The organism is Streptomyces sp. NPDC005496 (assembly GCF_042872045.1).
Taxonomy (GTDB): Bacteria; Actinomycetota; Actinomycetes; order Streptomycetales; family Streptomycetaceae; genus Streptomyces.
The window spans coordinates 439,610-458,363 of record NZ_JBIAJQ010000005.1 but is presented as its reverse complement, the minus strand read 5'-3'; the positions used below and the strand labels follow the sequence as shown (position 1 = coordinate 458,363).

General features: G+C 68.5%; 15 protein-coding genes. 7 read left to right on the top strand and 8 right to left on the bottom strand.

The annotated features are described in order from the left end of the window. Window positions 1-44: 44 nt before the first annotated feature. The 8 genes from ACFYQQ_RS18140 to rpmH all read right to left on the bottom strand — a co-directional run bounded on the left by ACFYQQ_RS18140 (window position 45) and on the right by rpmH (window position 6,145). Window positions 45-1,142 carry a ParB/RepB/Spo0J family partition protein gene (locus ACFYQQ_RS18140; RefSeq protein WP_355780491.1) on the bottom strand — a complete coding sequence of 366 codons (1,098 nt, stop codon included), beginning with the start codon at window positions 1,140-1,142 and terminating at the stop codon, window positions 45-47. Further along, a complete protein-coding gene (locus ACFYQQ_RS18135) occupies window positions 1,139-2,212 on the bottom strand; it encodes a ParA family protein (protein ID WP_355780496.1) in 1,074 nt (357 codons plus the stop codon). Before ACFYQQ_RS18135 ends, ACFYQQ_RS18140 begins: the two co-directional genes overlap by 4 nt. A gap of 358 nt (window positions 2,213-2,570) precedes the next feature. Beyond that, window positions 2,571-3,287, bottom strand: coding sequence for a 16S rRNA (guanine(527)-N(7))-methyltransferase RsmG (rsmG, locus tag ACFYQQ_RS18130; RefSeq protein WP_355780493.1), 717 nt, complete (start codon window positions 3,285-3,287; stop codon window positions 2,571-2,573). 158 nt (window positions 3,288-3,445) lie between these two features. Next, the gene (locus ACFYQQ_RS18125; protein WP_355792502.1) at window positions 3,446-3,955 is read right to left on the bottom strand and encodes a R3H domain-containing nucleic acid-binding protein; all 510 of its coding nucleotides are present in this window, start codon (window positions 3,953-3,955) and stop codon (window positions 3,446-3,448) included. 15 nt (window positions 3,956-3,970) lie between these two features. Then, window positions 3,971-5,251, bottom strand: a complete 1,281-nt coding sequence (yidC, locus tag ACFYQQ_RS18120) for a membrane protein insertase YidC (RefSeq protein ID WP_355792499.1) — start codon at window positions 5,249-5,251, stop codon at window positions 3,971-3,973. Window positions 5,252-5,254: 3 nt separating this feature from the next. Continuing rightward, window positions 5,255-5,620 (bottom strand): membrane protein insertion efficiency factor YidD, encoded by a 366-nt coding sequence (yidD, locus tag ACFYQQ_RS18115; RefSeq protein ID WP_355792496.1) that lies wholly within the window; start codon window positions 5,618-5,620, stop codon window positions 5,255-5,257. Next, window positions 5,617-5,988, bottom strand: coding sequence for a ribonuclease P protein component (gene rnpA / locus ACFYQQ_RS18110; protein WP_355792493.1), 372 nt, complete (start codon window positions 5,986-5,988; stop codon window positions 5,617-5,619). Before rnpA ends, yidD begins: the two co-directional genes overlap by 4 nt. Before the next feature lie 19 nt (window positions 5,989-6,007). Beyond that, a complete protein-coding gene (rpmH, locus tag ACFYQQ_RS18105) occupies window positions 6,008-6,145 on the bottom strand; it encodes a 50S ribosomal protein L34 (RefSeq protein ID WP_006381191.1) in 138 nt (45 codons plus the stop codon). 398 nt (window positions 6,146-6,543) lie between these two features. On the opposite strand from rpmH, the gene dnaA reads away from it, so the two are divergent. From dnaA to gyrA, 7 genes are all read left to right on the top strand, one after another. Beyond that, window positions 6,544-8,592, top strand: coding sequence for a chromosomal replication initiator protein DnaA (dnaA, locus tag ACFYQQ_RS18100; RefSeq protein WP_388904835.1), 2,049 nt, complete (start codon window positions 6,544-6,546; stop codon window positions 8,590-8,592). A 1,157-nt stretch (window positions 8,593-9,749) separates the two neighbouring features. Continuing rightward, on the top strand, window positions 9,750-10,880 hold the full coding sequence (dnaN, locus tag ACFYQQ_RS18095) for a DNA polymerase III subunit beta (RefSeq protein WP_356163689.1): 1,131 nt from the start codon (window positions 9,750-9,752) through the stop codon (window positions 10,878-10,880). A gap of 139 nt (window positions 10,881-11,019) precedes the next feature. After that, window positions 11,020-11,895: a phosphogluconate dehydrogenase (NAD(+)-dependent, decarboxylating) gene (gnd, locus tag ACFYQQ_RS18090; RefSeq protein ID WP_356238090.1), complete on the top strand. Its 876-nt coding sequence runs from the start codon at window positions 11,020-11,022 to the stop codon at window positions 11,893-11,895. 135 nt (window positions 11,896-12,030) lie between these two features. Then, window positions 12,031-13,155, top strand: coding sequence for a DNA replication/repair protein RecF (recF, locus tag ACFYQQ_RS18085; RefSeq protein ID WP_355783113.1), 1,125 nt, complete (start codon window positions 12,031-12,033; stop codon window positions 13,153-13,155). After that, window positions 13,152-13,727, top strand: a complete 576-nt coding sequence (locus ACFYQQ_RS18080; protein ID WP_355783110.1) for a DciA family protein — start codon at window positions 13,152-13,154, stop codon at window positions 13,725-13,727. The genes recF and ACFYQQ_RS18080 overlap by 4 nt, the downstream gene beginning before the upstream one ends. 277 nt (window positions 13,728-14,004) lie before the next feature. Further along, complete coding sequence (gene gyrB, locus ACFYQQ_RS18075) at window positions 14,005-16,107, top strand: DNA topoisomerase (ATP-hydrolyzing) subunit B (protein ID WP_355783107.1); 2,103 nt, start codon at window positions 14,005-14,007, stop codon at window positions 16,105-16,107. Window positions 16,108-16,149: 42 nt separating this feature from the next. Continuing rightward, window positions 16,150-18,744, top strand: a complete 2,595-nt coding sequence (gene gyrA / locus ACFYQQ_RS18070) for a DNA gyrase subunit A (protein WP_355783104.1) — start codon at window positions 16,150-16,152, stop codon at window positions 18,742-18,744. The last annotated feature ends 10 nt before the right edge of the window (window positions 18,745-18,754 follow it).

Sequence of the window (18,754 nt, the reverse complement as noted above, 5' to 3'; positions counted from 1 at the left end):
CACGGCCCGCTCAGGTGGTGGAGTGACGTTCCACCGCCCGCCGACTAGCTTTCGGTCTCCTCGGCGTCGTCGTCCAGGAGGCTCTTCTGCAGGACGGGGCCGACCCCGGGGGCGAGGCTACCGAGGATTCGCTCCAAGTCCTCGACCGAGGCGAACTCGACGGTGATCTTGCCCTTCTTCTGCCCCAGGTCGACCTTCACCCGTGTCTCGAAGCGGTCCGAGAGCCGCGTCGCGAGGTCGCTCAGTGCTGGGGAGAGCACGGCCCCGGCCCGCGGCCCCTTGGAGCGCGGTGCGGTCTGCGGCCGCGACCCCATGAGGGTGACGATCTCCTCGACGGCTCGCACCGACAGCCCCTCGGCAACGATCCGGTGGGCGAGGCGGTCCTGCTCCTCCGAGTCGTCGACGGAGAGCAGAGCGCGGGCGTGTCCTGCGGACAGCACGCCGGCCGCCACCCGCTTCTGGACCGAGGGGGAGAGTCTCAGCAGACGCAGGGTGTTGGAGACCTGCGGGCGCGACCGGCCGATGCGGTCCGCGAGCTGGTCGTGGGTGCAGTTGAAGTCCTTGAGGAGCTGGTCGTAGGCGGCCGCCTCCTCCAGCGGGTTCAGCTGAGCCCGGTGCAGGTTCTCCAGCAGCGCGTCCAGGAGAAGCTTCTCGTCGTCCGTGGCCCGCACGATCGTCGGGATCGCCTCGAGCCCGGCCTCCCGGCAGGCCCTCCAGCGCCGCTCACCCATGATGAGCTCGTAGCGCGCCGGTCCCACCTGGCGCACGACGACCGGCTGGAGCAGACCGACCTCCTTGATGGAGGTGACCAGCTCGGCGAGAGCGTCCTCGTCGAAGACCTCACGGGGCTGCCGCGGGTTCGGAGTGATCGAGTCGAGCGGCAGTTCGGCGAAGTGGGCACCGACCGGCTCGGCCGGCGCCTCCACGGTCGTGTATGTGGGCAGCTCCTCTGTTTCACGTGAAACAGGAGGAAGCGTGGCCACCTTGGCCGCCGCGATTCCGCGCTCGGCGGTGAGTACCGGTACGGACGTCGGCGAAGTGGACGCGCCACTCGCAGCCGGGGCCGTCATCTTTTCCCCTGTGGGGGCAGCAGGGATCAGTGCGCCGAGACCTCGGCCCAACCCCCTCCGTCGCTCGCTCACTGGATCCCCTCCACCATGTTCTGACCGTTCTGTGCGCCCACGTGGGCATGCTGCGCGTCGTAAGCAAGTCCGACGCCGCGCAACGCGATTTCCCGCGCCGCCTCCAGATAGGAGAGGGCACCGCTCGATCCTGGATCGTAGGTCAGCACCGTCTGCCCGTAGCTGGGGGCCTCCGAGATACGGACCGAGCGCGGGATGCTCGTCCGCAGCACCTCGTCGCCGAAGTGGCTGCGTACCTCGTCCGCGACCTGGGACGCCAGCCGGGTCCGGCCGTCGTACATGGTGAGCAGGATGGTCGACACGTGCAGGTTCGGGTTGAGGTGGCCCCGCACCAGATCGACGTTGCGCAGGAGCTGTCCGAGGCCTTCCAGCGCGTAGTACTCGCACTGGATCGGGATCAGGACTTCCGCTCCGGCCACCAGAGCGTTGACCGTCAGCAGACCGAGGGACGGCGGGCAGTCGATGAGGATGTAGTCCAGCGGCTGCTCGTAGGCCTGGATCGCCCGCTCCAGCCTGCTCTCCCGTGCCACCAGGGACACCAGCTCGATCTCCGCACCGGCGAGATCGATGGTGGCGGGCGCACAGAAGAGTCCCTCGACATCCGGGACCGGCTGGACGACCTCGGAAAGCGGCCTGCTGTCGATCAGCACGTCGTAGATCGACGGCACTTCGGCGTGATGGTCGATGCCGAGCGCGGTGGAGGCGTTGCCCTGAGGGTCGAGGTCGATCACCAGGACGCGGCTGCCGTGCAGGGCGAGCGACGCGGCCAGGTTGACCGTGGTCGTGGTCTTACCCACCCCGCCCTTCTGGTTGGCGACCACCATGACGCGTGTCTGCTCCGGCCGTGGCAGGCCTTCGCCGGCACGGCCAAGAGCCTCCACTGCCAGTTGGGCAGCACGACCGATGGGAGTGTCGTCCATCGGGGGCGGTGTTTCACGTGAAACATCGTCCCCCATCGACTCGGTACGGGGACCGGGGACCGGATCGGTCATCGGTCCCGCGATGTTGGCGTCGGACCGCAAGGATTCACTCTCCTCGACTTCAGGCTCGCAATGAACAGAGCCTCCCATGTCTTCGGGGTCGTGAACCAGCGAGGCCCGTGGTTCTGTGGAGAAATCCACCTCTGTGGACAACTCCGCAGTCTCTTCGAGTGAACCGAGGGGTTTCCGATCGCGGGGTTCGGCCGCGGCGCGGCCGCGACTGATGATGCCGTGCAGCAGTGAGCGACGTTTCACGTGAAACAAGATGCCTAGCGACCGCCGCCATATCGGCGCGACACTCCGGTATGGGTAGGTTTGGCAGCTTGTGTGGAGTACGGCTCGTCGTCAGGACGGATCAACAGGGAGAAAGCCCTGACGTGACAAAAAAAACTCTCGGCTCCGCCGGGGCGGAGCCGAGAGTCGAGGCATTTCGAGCGACGGGCAGACGTCAGCGGCGACGTCGCGTGCGGGTGGTCCTAGCCGCCTTGGCACGCTTCGCCGCGAAGCGCACCCCGCCCGGGCTCTCCCCTACCTCCACCCGCACCACGGTGGAGAGGGGGTCCACGACGCCGTCGCCCACATGGAGGATGGACGTCCCGACGGCACCCAGCTTGCTCAGTGCCGTCGCGGCGCTCTTGAGCTCCTCCTCGGCCGTGTCCCCCTTGAGGGCCAGCATCTCGCCGTACGGCCGCAGCAGAGGGATGCCCCACGTCGCCAGCCGGTCCAGCGGCGCCACGGCGCGAGCGGTCACCACATGGACCGGGGGCAGCTTCCCCATGACCTCCTCGGCCCGACCCCGCACGACCGTCACGTGATCGAGGCCGAGCAGCTCGACCACCTCGGTGAGGAAGGTGGTCCGACGCAGAAGCGGTTCGAGCAGCGTGATCTTGAGGTCCTCACGGACGAGTGCCAGGGGGATACCGGGCAGACCGGCACCGGAGCCGACGTCGCAGACGGTCACGCCCTCAGGGACGACCTCCGAGAGCACCGCGCAGTTCAGCAGGTGGCGCTCCCACAGGCGGGGCACCTCGCGAGGGCCGATCAGCCCGCGCTGCACTCCCGCCTCGGCCAGCAGCTCCGCGTACCGGACCGCGTCCGCGAAGCGATCGCCGAATACGGCGCGCGCCTCCTCGGGCGTAGGGGGGAGCTCCGCTGCCTCCGTCACGGGGACCGTCCTTCCGTACCGCATAAGCGCACTGAGCGCTGACTTCCAGGACTATCAGGGACTACAGCTGCCGGGACCGCAGCTGTCGGGGACTACCAGGCTGACAAAGCTCGGCCCCGTCTGCGCAACAGACGGGGCCGGAGAAACGTACGTACCGATCAGGCGGGAAGCACGACGACGAAGCGCTCCGGCTCCTCGCCCTCGGACTCGCTGCGCAGGCCCGCGGTCTTGACCGCGTCGTGGACCACCTTGCGCTCGAAGGGCGTCATCGGGTCCAGCTTCACGGGCTGGCCGGAGTTCCGGGCGTCAGCCGCGGCCTTGGCGCCGATCTCGGAGAGCTCCTCACGCTTCTTCGCGCGGTAACCCCCGATGTCCAGCATCAGGCGGCTGCGGTCGCCGGTCTCCCGGTGCACGGCCAGGCGCGTGAGCTCCTGGAGGGCCTCCAGCACCTCGCCGTCCCGGCCGACCAGCTTCTGCAGGTCACGGCCGCCGGCGTCGCTGATGATCGAGACAGCGGCGCGGTCGGCCTCGACGTCCATGTCGATGTCACCGTCGAGATCGGCGATGTCGAGCAGACCTTCGAGGTAGTCCGCCGCGATCTCGCCCTCCTGCTCCAGACGGCTCAGGGTGTCGCCCTCGGCGGCGGCGGAGGTGGTGCCTTCCGTCACGGGATGGACTCCTTCTTACTTCTTGGACGGGGACTTGGGCCGCTGCGGACCCTTGCGCCCGGACTGGGCTTTGCTGCGGGTACCGGTGCCGGGCTGGGTCGCGCCACCTGCCGGCTTGGCGGTGCCGGGCGCGGCGTCCTGCGGCTGGTCGGACTTGGTCAGCGAGGTCTTCGGCTCGGCCTCGGCCGCTGCCTTGGCCGCGGCCGAGGCACGCTGGGACTTCGACTGCCGCTTCGGCTGCTGGCGCTTTGGCGTGGCGGCGACGGTCGTCGTGGTGCCGTCCTCGGTCTCCACGACGGTCGCGGTGTCGCTCTTCGCCACCGTGCCGTCGGCCTGGGCCGCGAGGCCCGCCTTCGTCAGGCTGTTGATGAACTTCCGCTCGAACTCGTTGCGGTCACGGCCCTTGGCGACGATGGCCTTGACGATGGCCTTCTCGCCGCGCCGGCGGATCTTGCCGTGGCTGACCACGTGCTTCTGCAGGCGCTCGAGGTAGGCGGCCTGGGCCTTGCTGCCCGGGGTCGGGTTGTTGCGGATGACGAACATCTGCTGGCCCATGGTCCACACGTTGGTGGTCAGCCAGTAGACGAGGACACCGACCGGGAAGTTGATGCCGAAGACGGCGAACATGACCGGGAAGACGTACATCAGCATCTTCTGCTGCTGCATGAACGGCGTCTTCACCGTGGTGTCGACGTTCTTCGTCATCAGCTGGCGCTGCGTGTAGAACTGCGACGCGGACATCATGACGATCATGACCGCGGTCACGACCCGGACATCGGTCAGGGTGGCGCCGAGGGAGGAGACCTTCTCCGCGCCGTCCGTGAACTTCGCCGCGAGCGGGGCACCGAAGATGTGCGCCTTACGGGCGCTCTCCAGCAGCTGATCGTCGATGACGCCGATCGTCTTGCCGGTCGCGATGCCGTTGAGCACGTGGTACAGGGCGAAGAAGAACGGCGACTGCGCCAGGATGGGAAGGCACGAGGAGAGCGGGTTGGTACCCGACTCCTTGTACAGCTTCATCATCTCTTCGGACTGGCGCTGCTTGTCGTTCTTGTAGCGCTCCTGGATCTTCTTCATCTCGGGCTGCAGCGTCTGCATCGCCCGGGTCGCCTTGATCTGCTTCACGAAGAGCGGGATCAGGCAGATACGGATCAGGATCACCAGGGACACGATGGACAGGCCCCAGGCCCAGCCCGTGTCGGCCCCGAAGAGCTTTCCGTACACGGAGTGGAACTGGACGATGACCCAGGAAACGGGTGTCGTGATGAAGCTGAAGAGACTGGCAATCGTGTCCACTAATCAGGCTCCTTGAGCATGGGACGGGGTCTCGGCGGCCGGGCTCGAGGGATGGTCGGACATGCCATGCCCTTCGATGGCCGGTTCGGCGGCGGAGGTCCCGCCCTTGCGTGCACGCCAGGCGTTGCGGATCATCTCGTGCCACCGCGGACGCTTGCGCTGCGGAACATGGTCCACACCGCCCAGCGACCACGGATTGCACCGGAGGATGCGCCAGGCGGTGAGTGCCGTTCCCTTGACCGCACCATGCCGGTCGATGGCCTGGTAGCCGTAGTGGGAGCACGACGGGTAGTACTTGCACACCGGCCCGAGCAGCGGGCTGATGGTCCACTGGTACAGCTTGATCAGCGCCAGCAGCGGGTACTTCATCGCGCGCCCCCTCCCAGCAGCCGCTCCAGGGCGGCATCCAGGTCTCGGGCCAGCTGTGCATGGTCGGCGTCGCCCGCACCGGGCAGCGCTCGTACTACTACCAGGCTACCGGGGGGCAACAGGGCCACTCGGTCCCGCATCAGATGGCGAAGCCTGCGCTTCACCTTGTTGCGTACGACCGCCCCGCCCACGGCCTTGCTGACAACGAAACCCGCACGCACCGGGGGAGCGCTCTCCCCAGGCGCGTGCGGGTCCGTTGCACCGCTACGTAGATGGACGACGAGAAGCGGGCGTCCGGCCCGGCGTCCTCGGCGTACCGCGGTCGCGAAGTCCTCGCGCCGCCTCAGCCGATGCTCGGTAGGCAGCACGTCATGACCTGTTAAGTGATCAGGCGGACAGGCTCGCGCGACCCTTGCCACGACGGTTCGCGAGAATCGCGCGGCCGGCACGGGTGCGCATCCGCAGGCGGAAGCCGTGGGTCTTGGCGCGACGACGGTTGTTCGGCTGGAAGGTGCGCTTGCTCACTCGGGGGCTCCAGAAAGAATCGGTGGTGGCGGGGTGCCGTCCTGGCTGTCACCGTGCGCCCACGAGTAGCTCGTATTACGCCCGAGTGCACCGCTTCCCGATCACTGAACGTGACCTGTGCCCATCGGAGGCAGGCGGCAGCAGCCATCGACAACTCGACCTGGTTACGGTACGCGCGGTTACGCCATCCGGTCAAACCAGCCTCTCGCAGGGGACACTGTCCACAGGCTGGGGACAACAACTTGAACCGCATGGGTCGCCCTGACTACCGTGGCCGAACTCCGATTCGTTCCCTTCTCCCTGCGCCATCTGATTCGTTCCCCCCTGCCCCACCCGAGTTACATCCCGACCTGTTCCCAGAACCACACGTTCGTGGGACCCGTGAGAGAGCGTGCCCTGTGGCTGACGTACCTGCCGATCTTGCCGCAGTGTGGCCACGAGTACTGGAACAACTTCTCGGTGAGGGCCGCGGGCAGGGTGTGGAGGCGAAGGACGAGCACTGGATCAAGCGCTGTCAGCCCCTGGCCCTCGTCGCGGACACGGCGCTGCTCGCGGTTCCGAACGAGTTCGCGAAGGGCGTACTCGAAGGCCGGCTCGCCCCTGTCGTCAGTGAGACGCTGAGCCGCGAGTGCGGCCGGCCGATCCGCATCGCGATCACGGTCGACGACTCCGCGGGCGAGCCCTCCGGCCCGCCCGCGCCCCCCCGCTACGAGGAGTCCGAGCTCCCCGCCGGTCCCGACCAGGGACGTGATCCGTACGACGGCCAGGGCCGCGACGGGCGCGAGGGGTACGACGGCCCGGCACGTGACACACGGGACGGCCGTGACGCACGTGACAGCCGTGATCCCCGTGACGGGCACAGCCAGGGCGGCCGGCACTCGCGTGACAGCCGGGACGGCTACGACCAGGGCCGCGACGAGCGGAATCCTTACGACAACCGGGACAACCGGGACAACCGCGACGGCTACGAGCGCTACGGGCGGCACCGCGCCGACGACCACCGGTCCGGCCGCCCCGAGCAGCTGCCGCAGGGTCCCGGCGACCACCTGCCGACCGCCCGCCCCGCCTACCCGGACTACCAGCGCCCGGAGCCGGGCGCCTGGCCGCGTCCGTCGCAGGACGACTACGGGTGGCAGCAGCAGCGGCTCGGCTTCCCCGACCGCGACCCGTACGCGTCGCCCTCGCAGGACTACCGCCCCCAGGCGATGGACCGCCCGCCCTACGAGCAGCAGCGCCAGGACTACGAGCCGCGCGACGGCCGTCGCGACCTCGACCGGCGCGACCTCCAGGAGCCGCAGTCGCCCTCCGGCCATGTGCACCGCGGTGGCTCGGTCGGCTCCTCGCTGCCCGCGGCGAGCGGCGCACCCGGTCCGCTGGCCGCCCAGCCGGCGCCGGCGGCGGGTCCCGGCGAGCCCACCGCGCGCCTCAACCCGAAGTACCTCTTCGACACCTTCGTCATCGGCGCCTCGAATCGCTTCGCGCACGCCGCCGCGGTCGCCGTCGCCGAGGCGCCCGCGAAGGCGTACAACCCGCTCTTCATCTATGGGGAGTCGGGCCTCGGCAAGACGCACCTGCTGCACGCGATCGGGCACTACGCCCGCAGCCTGTACCCCGGCACGCGCGTGCGGTACGTGAGCTCGGAGGAGTTCACCAACGAGTTCATCAACTCGATCCGCGACGGCAAGGGCGACAGCTTCCGCAAGCGGTACCGCGAGATGGACATCCTGCTGGTCGACGACATCCAGTTCCTCGCGGACAAGGAGTCGACGCAGGAGGAGTTCTTCCACACCTTCAACACGCTCCACAACGCGAACAAGCAGATCGTGCTGTCCTCGGACCGGCCCCCCAAGCAGCTGGTGACCCTGGAGGACCGACTGCGCAACCGCTTCGAGTGGGGTCTGATCACGGACGTCCAGCCGCCCGAGCTGGAGACGCGTATCGCGATCCTCCGCAAGAAGGCGGTGCAGGAGCAGCTCAACGCCCCGCCGGAGGTGCTGGAGTTCATCGCGTCCCGGATCTCGCGGAACATCCGCGAACTGGAGGGCGCGCTGATCCGGGTGACGGCGTTCGCGTCGCTCAACCGGCAGCCCGTGGACCTCGGACTCACCGAGATCGTCCTCAAGGACCTCATCCCGGGCGGCGAGGACTCCGCTCCCGAGATCACTGCGACGGCCATCATGGCGGCCACCGCCGACTACTTCGGGCTGACGGTGGACGACCTGTGCGGGTCCTCCCGCAGCCGCGTCCTGGTGACGGCCCGCCAGATCGCCATGTACCTCTGCCGGGAGCTCACCGATCTGTCGCTGCCGAAGATCGGCGCGCAGTTCGGCGGCCGTGACCACACGACCGTCATGCACGCGGACCGCAAGATCCGCGCGCTGATGGCGGAGCGGCGCTCCATCTACAACCAGGTCACCGAGCTCACGAACCGCATCAAGAACGGCTGACGCCAAAGCGATACGGCCGCACGGGCGCTCTCGGGTCTTCTCCCCGGGGGCGCCTTTCGCCGTCCCGGGACAGCCCCCGGGCGCCGTTCCCGGACAGTCCCCGGGCGTCCCCAGCGCCCAGGAGGGGGCTCGGCCGGCTCCCCCAGGCGCTCATCCAGATCCGGGGCCGCACCTCCATAGGCGGACCTTCCCAGTCGTCCCAGCCGATCCCCGGAACGCCCCGGAAGCGTTCTCCCGCGCCTTCGGAGTTCCCCCAGGGGGCATCTCCCGGGCTCCCGAACCGCCTCCAAAACCGTTCCGCGGACCTCCCGCGGCCCCTCCGAGGGCGTTTTCACCCCCCGAAATCGGCCCGTGCACCGACGCACAACCGTCATCCACTGTTCGAATAGGGCCGGGGTTACGGCCGCCCTCCACAGATGTGGGGACTTTCTCGCGTCCACATCCTGGGGACCGCGAAGTTGTCCAGACGGTGTCCACAGGGGACCCTGTCCAAAGTCCGTCGGGCCAGGTCAGGGGGCTGTGGATCCGTGGACGAAGGATCTCCACAGGCTGTGGACGAAGAAATGATCCACAGGCTGTGCAGGAAGTTGTCCACCGGCGGCCCACAGGACCGGGCCGCTTGTCCCCAGCCTCTCCCAGCTTCTCCACATGCCTGTCCACTGTTCGGCAACGCGGCGCGCCTTCTCACCGTCTCGAGTGAAAGGCGTCACACCAAGGTGTCTGGTTGGCCTGTGGGGAACGTGGGTAAAACTGGGGACGGCGTTGGGGAGAAGTGCCCCCTGCCTGTGCATCGGGTGTGCAGAACTTTTCCCCGTCCACAGAGAACCCCGGTTGTCCACCGCCGTCGCCCACAGGGCCGGTGGACAAAATTTGCCGTCTGAGCTGCGAAAACGGGGTTATCCACGGTTTCCACAGCCCCTACTACTACTCCCAACTAGAGAGAGCTGGGAATCCGTTTCGAAGTGGGGGCTGTGCACAACTCGGGGTCGGGAGCTCCGCTGCCGCTCGGCACGACTTGACCGAGGGGGGCACCGACTGTCAGTGCGGTGCGTCAGACTGGTCCCCGGTGTCCTTCCCGTCACAGGGACCGACGACACCGAGTCAGACAGCGAAGGCCAGCAGGGCGAGAGCGCCGGCAACAGACGGAGGCGGCAACGGTGAAGATCCGGGTGGAACGCGACGTACTCGCGGAGGCAGTGGCCTGGGCGGCACGCAGCCTCCCGGCCCGTCCGCCGGCGCCTGTCCTCGCCGGCCTCCTGCTGAAGGCCGAGGACGGCTCCCTGAGCCTGTCGAGCTTCGACTACGAGGTCTCGGCCCGCGTCTCCGTGGACGCCGAGATCGACGAGGAGGGCACGGTCCTCGTCTCCGGCCGCCTCCTCGCCGACATCTGCCGCGCGCTCCCCAACCGGCCGGTGGAGATCTCCACAGACGGTGTACGGGCGACCGTGGTCTGCGGCTCCTCGCGCTTCACCCTCCACACCCTGCCTGTGGAGGAGTACCCGGCGCTGCCCCAGATGCCGTCGGCGACCGGCACGGTCCCCGGCGAGGTCTTCGCCTCGGCGGCCGCCCAGGTGGCCATCGCCGCCGGCCGTGACGACACGCTGCCGGTGCTCACCGGTGTGCGGATCGAGATCGAGGGCGACACCGTCACGCTGGCCTCCACCGACCGCTACCGCTTCGCGGTCCGCGAGTTCCTGTGGAAGCCGGAGAACCCGGACGCCTCCGCGGTCGCCCTGGTGCCCGCCAAGACGCTCCTGGACACCGCCAAGGCCCTCACGAGCGGCGACAACGTGATCCTGGCCCTGTCCGGCTCCGGCGCGGGCGAGGGGCTCATCGGCTTCGAGGGCGCCGGCCGTCGTACGACCACCCGTCTGCTCGAAGGCGACCTGCCGAAGTACCGCACGCTGTTCCCGACGGAGTTCAACTCCATCGCCGTCATCGAGACCGCCCCCTTCGTGGAGGCCGTCAAGCGTGTGGCCCTGGTCGCCGAGCGGAACACCCCGGTGCGCCTCAGCTTCGAGCAGGGCGTGCTCATCCTGGAGGCCGGCTCCAGCGACGACGCACAGGCTGTGGAAAGGGTCGACGCCCAACTGGAGGGCGACGACATCTCGATCGCCTTCAACCCGACGTTCCTGCTCGACGGCCTGAGCGCCATCGACTCGCCCGTCGCCCAGCTCTCCTTCACGACCTCGACCAAGCCCGCCCTGCTCAGCGGCAGGCCCGCGGTGGACGCCGAGGCGGACGAGGCCTACAAGTATCTGATCATGCCGGTGCGCCTCAGCGGCTGACCCGCGGACAGACGAAGACCGCAGGTGGGGGCGTACGCCTGAGCGGCTGTGCCCACAGGTGTGCGTGAGCGTCCGGGTTTAGGCTCGGACGAGGCACGAAAGTGCTCTCACGCCACGTCGAAAACCTAAGGAACAACTGATGGAGCTCGGTCTCGTCGGCCTCGGCAAGATGGGCGGCAACATGCGCGAGCGGATTCGCCGCGCAGGCCACACCGTCATCGGATACGACCGCAACCCGGACGTCGCCGATGTCCACAGCCTCGAAGAGCTCGTGGGCCGGCTCAAGGGCCCGCGCGTGGTGTGGGTGATGGTCCCGGCCGGTGCCGCGACCCAGTCCACCATCGACGAGCTGGCCGCCCTCCTGGAGCCGGGCGACGTCGTCGTGGACGGCGGCAACTCCCGCTGGACCGACGACGAGAAGCACGCCGTCGAGCTGGGCATCAAGGGCATCGGCTTCGTCGACTGCGGAGTCTCCGGCGGTGTCTGGGGCCTGGAGAACGGTTACGCGCTGATGTACGGCGGTGCCGCGGAGGACGTCGCGAAGGTGCAGCCGGTCTTCGACGCGCTCAAGCCCGAGGGCGACTTCGGGTCGGTGCACGCGGGCAAGGTCGGCGCCGGCCACTTCGCGAAGATGGTCCACAACGGCATCGAGTACGCCATGATGCAGGCCTACGCCGAGGGCTGGGAGCTGCTGGAGAAGGTCGACTCCGTCACCGACGTGCGCGAGGTCTTCCGGTCCTGGCAGGAGGGCACGGTCATCCGCTCCTGGCTGCTCGACCTCGCCGTCAACGCCCTGGACGACGACGAGCACCTGGACAAGCTCAAGGGCTACGCCCAGGACTCCGGTGAGGGCCGCTGGACCGTCGAGGCGGCCATCGACAACGCGGTCCCGCTGCCGGCGATCACCGCGTCGCTGTTCGCCCGCTTCGCCTCCCGTCAGGAGGACTCGCCGCAGATGAAGATGATCGCCGCCCTGCGCAACCAGTTCGGCGGCCACGCCGTGGAGAAGAACTGATCCACACCCTGGGGGCGACGCCCCCGGGGAACGACCCGGTTGTCCACAACCGGGGGACGACCGTGAGGCCGGGACTGACCCGGCCCACGGGGGAAACACCCGAAGTACCACGTTGGGGGAGGTCGGCGAACGACCATGCACGTCACGCATCTGTCGCTGGCCGACTTCCGCTCGTATCCCCAGGTGGAGGTCCCGCTCGACGCCGGTGTCACCGCGTTCGTGGGCCCCAACGGCCAGGGCAAGACGAACCTCGTCGAGGCGGTCGGCTACCTCGCCACCCTCGGCAGCCACCGGGTCTCCTCGGACGCGCCGTTGGTGCGCATGGGCGCCGACCGCGCGATCATCCGGGCCAACGTCCGGCAGGGCGAGCGCCAGCAGCTCATCGAGCTGGAGCTGAACCCAGGCAAGGCGAACCGCGCCCGCATCAACAGGTCCTCGCAGGTCAGACCCCGTGACGTGCTGGGGATCGTCCGGACGGTGCTGTTCGCGCCCGAGGACCTCGCGCTGGTCAAGGGCGACCCCGGGGAGCGGCGCCGCTTCCTCGACGAGCTGATCACCGCCCGCTCCCCGCGGATGGCGGGCGTGCGCTCGGACTACGACCGGGTCCTGCGGCAGCGCAACACCCTCCTCAAGTCGGCCGCCCTCGCCCGCAGGCACGGCGGCCGGACCATGGACCTGTCGACGCTCGACGTGTGGGACCAGCACCTCGCGCGCGTGGGTGCCGAACTGCTCGCCCAGCGCCTCGACCTGGTCGCCGCGATCCAGCCCCTGGCCGACAAGGCGTACGAGCAGCTGGCACCCGGCGGCGGCCCGATCGCCCTGGAGTACAAGCCGTCCTCCCCCGACATCACCGGCCACGCGCGCGAGGAGCTGTACGAGCAGCTCATGGCCGCCCTCGCGGAGGCCCGCAAGCAGGAGATCGAGCGAGGCGTGACCCTGGTGGGCCCCCACCGCGACGAGCTGCTCCTCAAGCTCGGCCAGCTGCCCGCGAAGGGGTACGCCTCCCACGGCGAGTCCTGGTCGTACGCGCTGGCGCTGCGCCTGGCCTCGTACGACCTGCTCCGGGCCGAGGGCAACGAGCCCGTGCTCGTCCTGGACGACGTCTTCGCCGAGCTGGACACCCGTCGGCGCGAGCGGCTCGCCGAACTGGTCGCGCCGGGCGAGCAGGTGCTCGTGACGGCCGCGGTGGACGACGACGTCCCGGGCGTCCTCGCCGGGACGCGGTTCGCCGTGTCGGAGGGCACGGTGGAGCGCGTATGACGGAAAACACACCGGGAGCCGCCGGGGACGTTCCCGGGGATGCGTCCGGGGGCGGGGCCAAGAAGATTCCCGAGCCTTCGGGCGTCGACCTCGCGCGCGTGGCCCTGCGCGCCGCGAAGGAACAGGCACGCGCGCGTGGGGACGCGGCCCAGCAGAAGAAGCATGTACGGCGCGGTGGCGGACTGCGCTCCGGCGCGCGCGCCGACGGGCGGGACCCGATGGCGCTCGGCGCCGCGATCAACCGGCTGCTCACCGAGCGGGGCTGGGAGGCCCCGGCCGCGGTCGGCGGGGTGATGGGTCGCTGGCCGCAGATCGTCGGCGACGACCTGGCCAAGCACTGCGTGCCCCAGAAGTACGACGAGGACGAGCGCGTGCTGACCGTGCAGTGCGATTCGACGGCCTGGGCCACGCAGCTGCGGCTGCTGGCCCCGCAGCTGGTCGCACGGCTCAACGAGGACCTCGGGCACGGCACCGTGAGGGTGATCAAGGTGCTCGGTCCCGGTGGCCCCGCACGCCGTTTCGGCCCCTTGCGCGCCCCTGGGAGCACCGGTCCCGGTGACACCTACGGGTGACCTGACCCGTCAGTAGCTAGGGGTTGACACCCGGAAGCGCTGAGTGCCTCCGTGAGCCTCTTGGAGCCCCGCTCCGCATATGGGGAGTCGCGAGAGACCGGTTGAGGGCGGCACATGCGGACTCAGGTACCCGCAAACCCCCATCACTGTCGGCGCTACCGGTAGACTGGAAGCCAATCCCGCCCCGCTCGCGGGGAGCTTCGGGAAAAGGTGTGCAAGGCAGGCTTACCAACGCAACACGCCGCAGCCGCTCCGGCCACCGCCGGAAGCTTGGTTCGTGCTGTGCCAGAAAGGGCGCTTCGTGGCCGATTCCGGCAACCCCAACGAGAACATCGCCGCTACCGAAACGGATGAGGAGGGTAAGGCGCCCCGCTCACAGGCACACGCCGGCACAGCTGAGGCCCAGAGCGTCGCGTACGACGCCAGCGCCATCACCGTCCTCGAAGGGCTGGACGCGGTCCGCAAGCGGCCCGGCATGTACATCGGCTCGACCGGTGAGCGCGGCCTCCACCACCTCGTGTACGAGGTCGTCGACAACTCCGTCGACGAGGCCCTCGCCGGTCACGCGGACACGATCGAGGTCACGATCCTCGCCGACGGCGGCGTACGCGTCGTGGACAACGGCCGCGGCATCCCGGTGGGCATCGTCCCGTCCGAGGGCAAGCCGGCCGTCGAGGTCGTGCTGACGGTGCTGCACGCGGGCGGCAAGTTCGGCGGCGGCGGTTACGCGGTCTCCGGTGGTCTGCACGGCGTGGGTGTCTCCGTCGTGAACGCGCTGTCCACGAAGGTCGCCGTCGAGGTCAGGACCGACGGCCACCGCTGGACGCAGGACTACAAGCTGGGCGTCCCGACGGCCCCGCTGGCCAAGCACGAGGCGACCGACGTCACGGGCACCTCGGTCACCTTCTGGGCCGACGGCGACATCTTCGAGACCACGGACTACTCCTTCGAGACGCTGTCGCGGCGCTTCCAGGAGATGGCGTTCCTCAACAAGGGCCTGACGATCAAGCTCACGGACGAACGCGACTCCGCGAAGGCCGTGACCGGTGCGGACGAGGCGGGTGCGGACGAGAACGACGAGGTCAAGACCGTCACGTACCACTACGAGGGCGGCATCGTCGACTTCGTGAAGTACCTCAACTCCCGCAAGGGCGACGTCATCCACCCCACGGTGATCGACATCGAGGCCGAGGACAAGGAGCGCCTGCTCTCCCTCGAGGTCGCGATGCAGTGGAACAGCGGCTACAGCGAGGGCGTCTACTCCTTCGCCAACACCATCCACACGCACGAGGGCGGCACGCACGAAGAGGGCTTCCGGGCCGCTCTGACGGGTCTGATCAACCGGTACGCGCGCGACAAGAAGCTGCTGCGCGAGAAGGACGACAACCTCACGGGCGACGACATCCGCGAGGGTCTGACGGCGATCATCTCGATCAAGCTGGGCGAGCCCCAGTTCGAGGGCCAGACCAAGACCAAGCTGGGCAACACCGAGGCGAAGACCTTCGTCCAGAAGGTCGTCCACGAGCACATCAGCGACTGGCTGGACCGCAACCCGAACGAGGCCGCGGACATCATCCGCAAGTCGATCCAGGCGGCCACCGCGCGCGTGGCGGCCCGCAAGGCCCGCGACCTCACCCGCCGCAAGGGCCTGCTGGAGTCGGCTTCCCTGCCGGGCAAGCTCTCCGACTGCCAGTCGAACGACCCCACCAAGTGCGAGATCTTCATCGTCGAGGGTGACTCCGCCGGCGGTTCGGCCAAGTCCGGCCGCAACCCGCAGTACCAGGCGATCCTCCCGATCCGCGGAAAGATCCTCAACGTCGAGAAGGCGCGGATCGACAAGATCCTGCAGAACCAGGAGATCCAGGCGCTGATCTCCGCCTTCGGCACCGGAGTCCACGAGGACTTCGACATCGAGAAGCTCCGCTATCACAAGATCATCCTGATGGCGGACGCCGACGTCGACGGCCAGCACATCAACACCCTGCTGCTGACCTTCCTGTTCCGCTTCATGCGGCCGCTGGTCGAGGCCGGGCACGTGTTCCTGTCCCGCCCGCCGCTCTACAAGATCAAGTGGGGCCGTGACGACTTCGAGTACGCCTACTCGGACCGCGAGCGCGACGCCCTGATCGAGCTCGGCCGCCAGGCGGGCAAGCGGGTCCGCGAGGACTCGATCCAGCGCTTCAAGGGTCTCGGCGAGATGAACGCCGAGGAACTGCGCATCACGACGATGGACCAGGAGCACCGCGTCCTCGGCCAGGTCACGCTGGACGACGCCGCCCAGGCCGACGACCTGTTCTCGGTCCTCATGGGCGAGGACGTCGAAGCACGCCGCGCGTTCATCCAGCGCAACGCCAAGGACGTCCGCTTCCTCGACATCTGAGTCGGTCTCAGCTGACCGCCGCAGAAAGGATCTTCACCAGCAATGGCCGACGAGAACATTCCGAGCATCCCTGACGAAGAGGGCGAGATCGCCCTGCGCGTCGAGCCCGTCGGGCTCGAGACCGAGATGCAGCGCTCCTACCTCGACTACGCGATGTCCGTCATCGTGTCGCGCGCGCTGCCCGACGTACGGGACGGCCTCAAGCCCGTCCACCGCCGCGTCCTGTACGCCATGTACGACGGCGGCTACCGGCCCGAGAAGGGCTTCTACAAGTGCGCCCGCGTCGTCGGCGACGTCATGGGCAACTACCACCCGCACGGCGACTCCTCGATCTACGACGCGCTGGTCCGCCTCGCGCAGCCGTGGTCGATGCGGATGCCGCTGGTGGACTCCAACGGCAACTTCGGATCTCCCGGCAACGACCCGGCGGCCGCCATGCGGTACACCGAGTGCAAGATGATGCCGCTGTCCATGGAGATGGTCCGCGACATCGACGAGGACACCGTCGACTTCACGGACAACTACGACGGCCGCTCCCAGGAGCCGACCGTCCTGCCGGCCCGGTTCCCGAACCTGCTGATCAACGGCTCCGCCGGTATCGCGGTCGGCATGGCCACCAACATCCCGCCGCACAACCTGCGCGAGGTCGCGGCCGGCGCCCAGTGGTACCTGGAGAACCCGGAGGCCTCGCACGAGGAGCTCCTGGACGCGCTGATCGAGCGCATCAAGGGCCCCGACTTCCCGAGCGGCGCCCTCGTGGTGGGCCGCAAGGGCATCGAGGAGGCGTACCGCACCGGTCGCGGCTCCATCACGATGCGCGCGGTCGTCGAGGTCGAGGAGATCCAGAACCGCCAGTGCCTGGTGGTCACGGAACTCCCCTACCAGGTGAACCCGGACAACCTCGCGCAGAAGATCGCCGACCTCGTGAAGGACGGCAAGATCGGCGGCATCGCCGACGTCCGCGACGAGACCTCGTCCCGTACCGGCCAGCGCCTGGTCATCGTCCTGAAGCGCGACGCGGTCGCCAAGGTCGTACTGAACAACCTGTACAAGCACACCGACCTCCAGACGAACTTCGGCGCCAACATGCTGGCGCTCGTCGACGGAGTGCCGCGCACCCTCTCGCTGGACGCGTTCATCCGGCACTGGGTGGCGCACCAGATCGAGGTCATCGTCCGCCGTACGAAGTTCCGGCTGCGCAAGGCCGAGGAGCGCGCGCACATCCTGCGCGGCCTTCTGAAGGCCCTGGACGCCATCGACGAGGTCATCGCGCTGATCAGGCGCAGCGACACCGTCGACATCGCGCGCGAGGGCCTGATGGGCCTCCTGGAGATCGACGAGATCCAGGCCAACGCCATCCTCGAGATGCAGCTGCGCCGACTGGCCGCCCTGGAGCGCCAGAAGATCATCCAGGAGCACGACGAGCTCCAGGCCAAGATCCGCGAGTACAACGAGATCCTCGCCTCGCCCGTGCGCCAGCGCGGCATCATCAGCGAGGAACTCAACGCGATCGTCGAGAAGTTCGGCGACGACCGGCGCTCCAAGCTGGTCCCCTTCGACGGCGACATGTCCATGGAGGACCTGATCGCCGAAGAGGACATCGTCGTCACCATCACGCGCGGCGGCTACATCAAGCGGACCAAGACCGAGGACTACCGCTCGCAGAAGCGCGGCGGCAAGGGCGTCCGCGGCACGAAGCTGAAGCAGGACGACATCGTCGACCACTTCTTCGTGTCCACCACGCACCACTGGCTGCTGTTCTTCACGAACAAGGGCCGGGTCTACCGCGCGAAGGCGTACGAGCTGCCGGACGCCGGCCGTGAGGCGCGCGGACAGCACGTCGCGAACCTGCTCGCCTTCCAGCCGGACGAGGCGATCGCCGAGATCCTGGCGATCCGCGACTACGAGGCCGCGCCCTACCTGGTCCTCGCCACCAAGGGCGGACTGGTCAAGAAGACGTCTCTGAAGGATTACGACTCCCCGCGTTCGGGTGGCGTCATCGCGATCAATCTCCGTGAGACGGAGAGCGGTTCTGATGACGAACTGATCGGTGCGGAACTGGTTTCGGCAGAGGACGATCTGCTTCTGATCAGCAAGAAGGCGCAGTCGATCCGGTTCACCGCCACGGACGACGCCTTGCGCCCGATGGGCCGTGCCACCTCGGGTGTCAAGGGCATGAGTTTCCGCGCGGGCGACGAGCTGCTCTCGATGAATGTTGTTCGACCCGGTACGTTCGTGTTCACTGCTACGGACGGCGGGTACGCGAAGCGGACCGCTGTCGACGAGTACCGCGTCCAGGGTCGCGGTGGCCTGGGCATCAAGGCCGCCAAGATCGTCGAGGACCGCGGCTCCCTCGTCGGTGCGCTGGTGGTCGAGGAGACCGACGAGATCCTCGCCATCACGCTGTCCGGCGGTGTGATTCGTACGCGAGTCAACGAGGTCAGGGAGACGGGCCGTGACACCATGGGCGTCCAACTGATCAACCTGGGCAAGCGCGATGCCGTGGTCGGTATCGCTCGGAACGCCGAGGCCGGTCGCGAGGCGGAGGAAGTCGACGGCGTGGACGCCGAGGACGACACCGCCGAAGCAGTCGCGGCCGCGGGAACGGACGAGGGCGAGCAGACCCCGGCCGAGTAGCGCGAGGAGT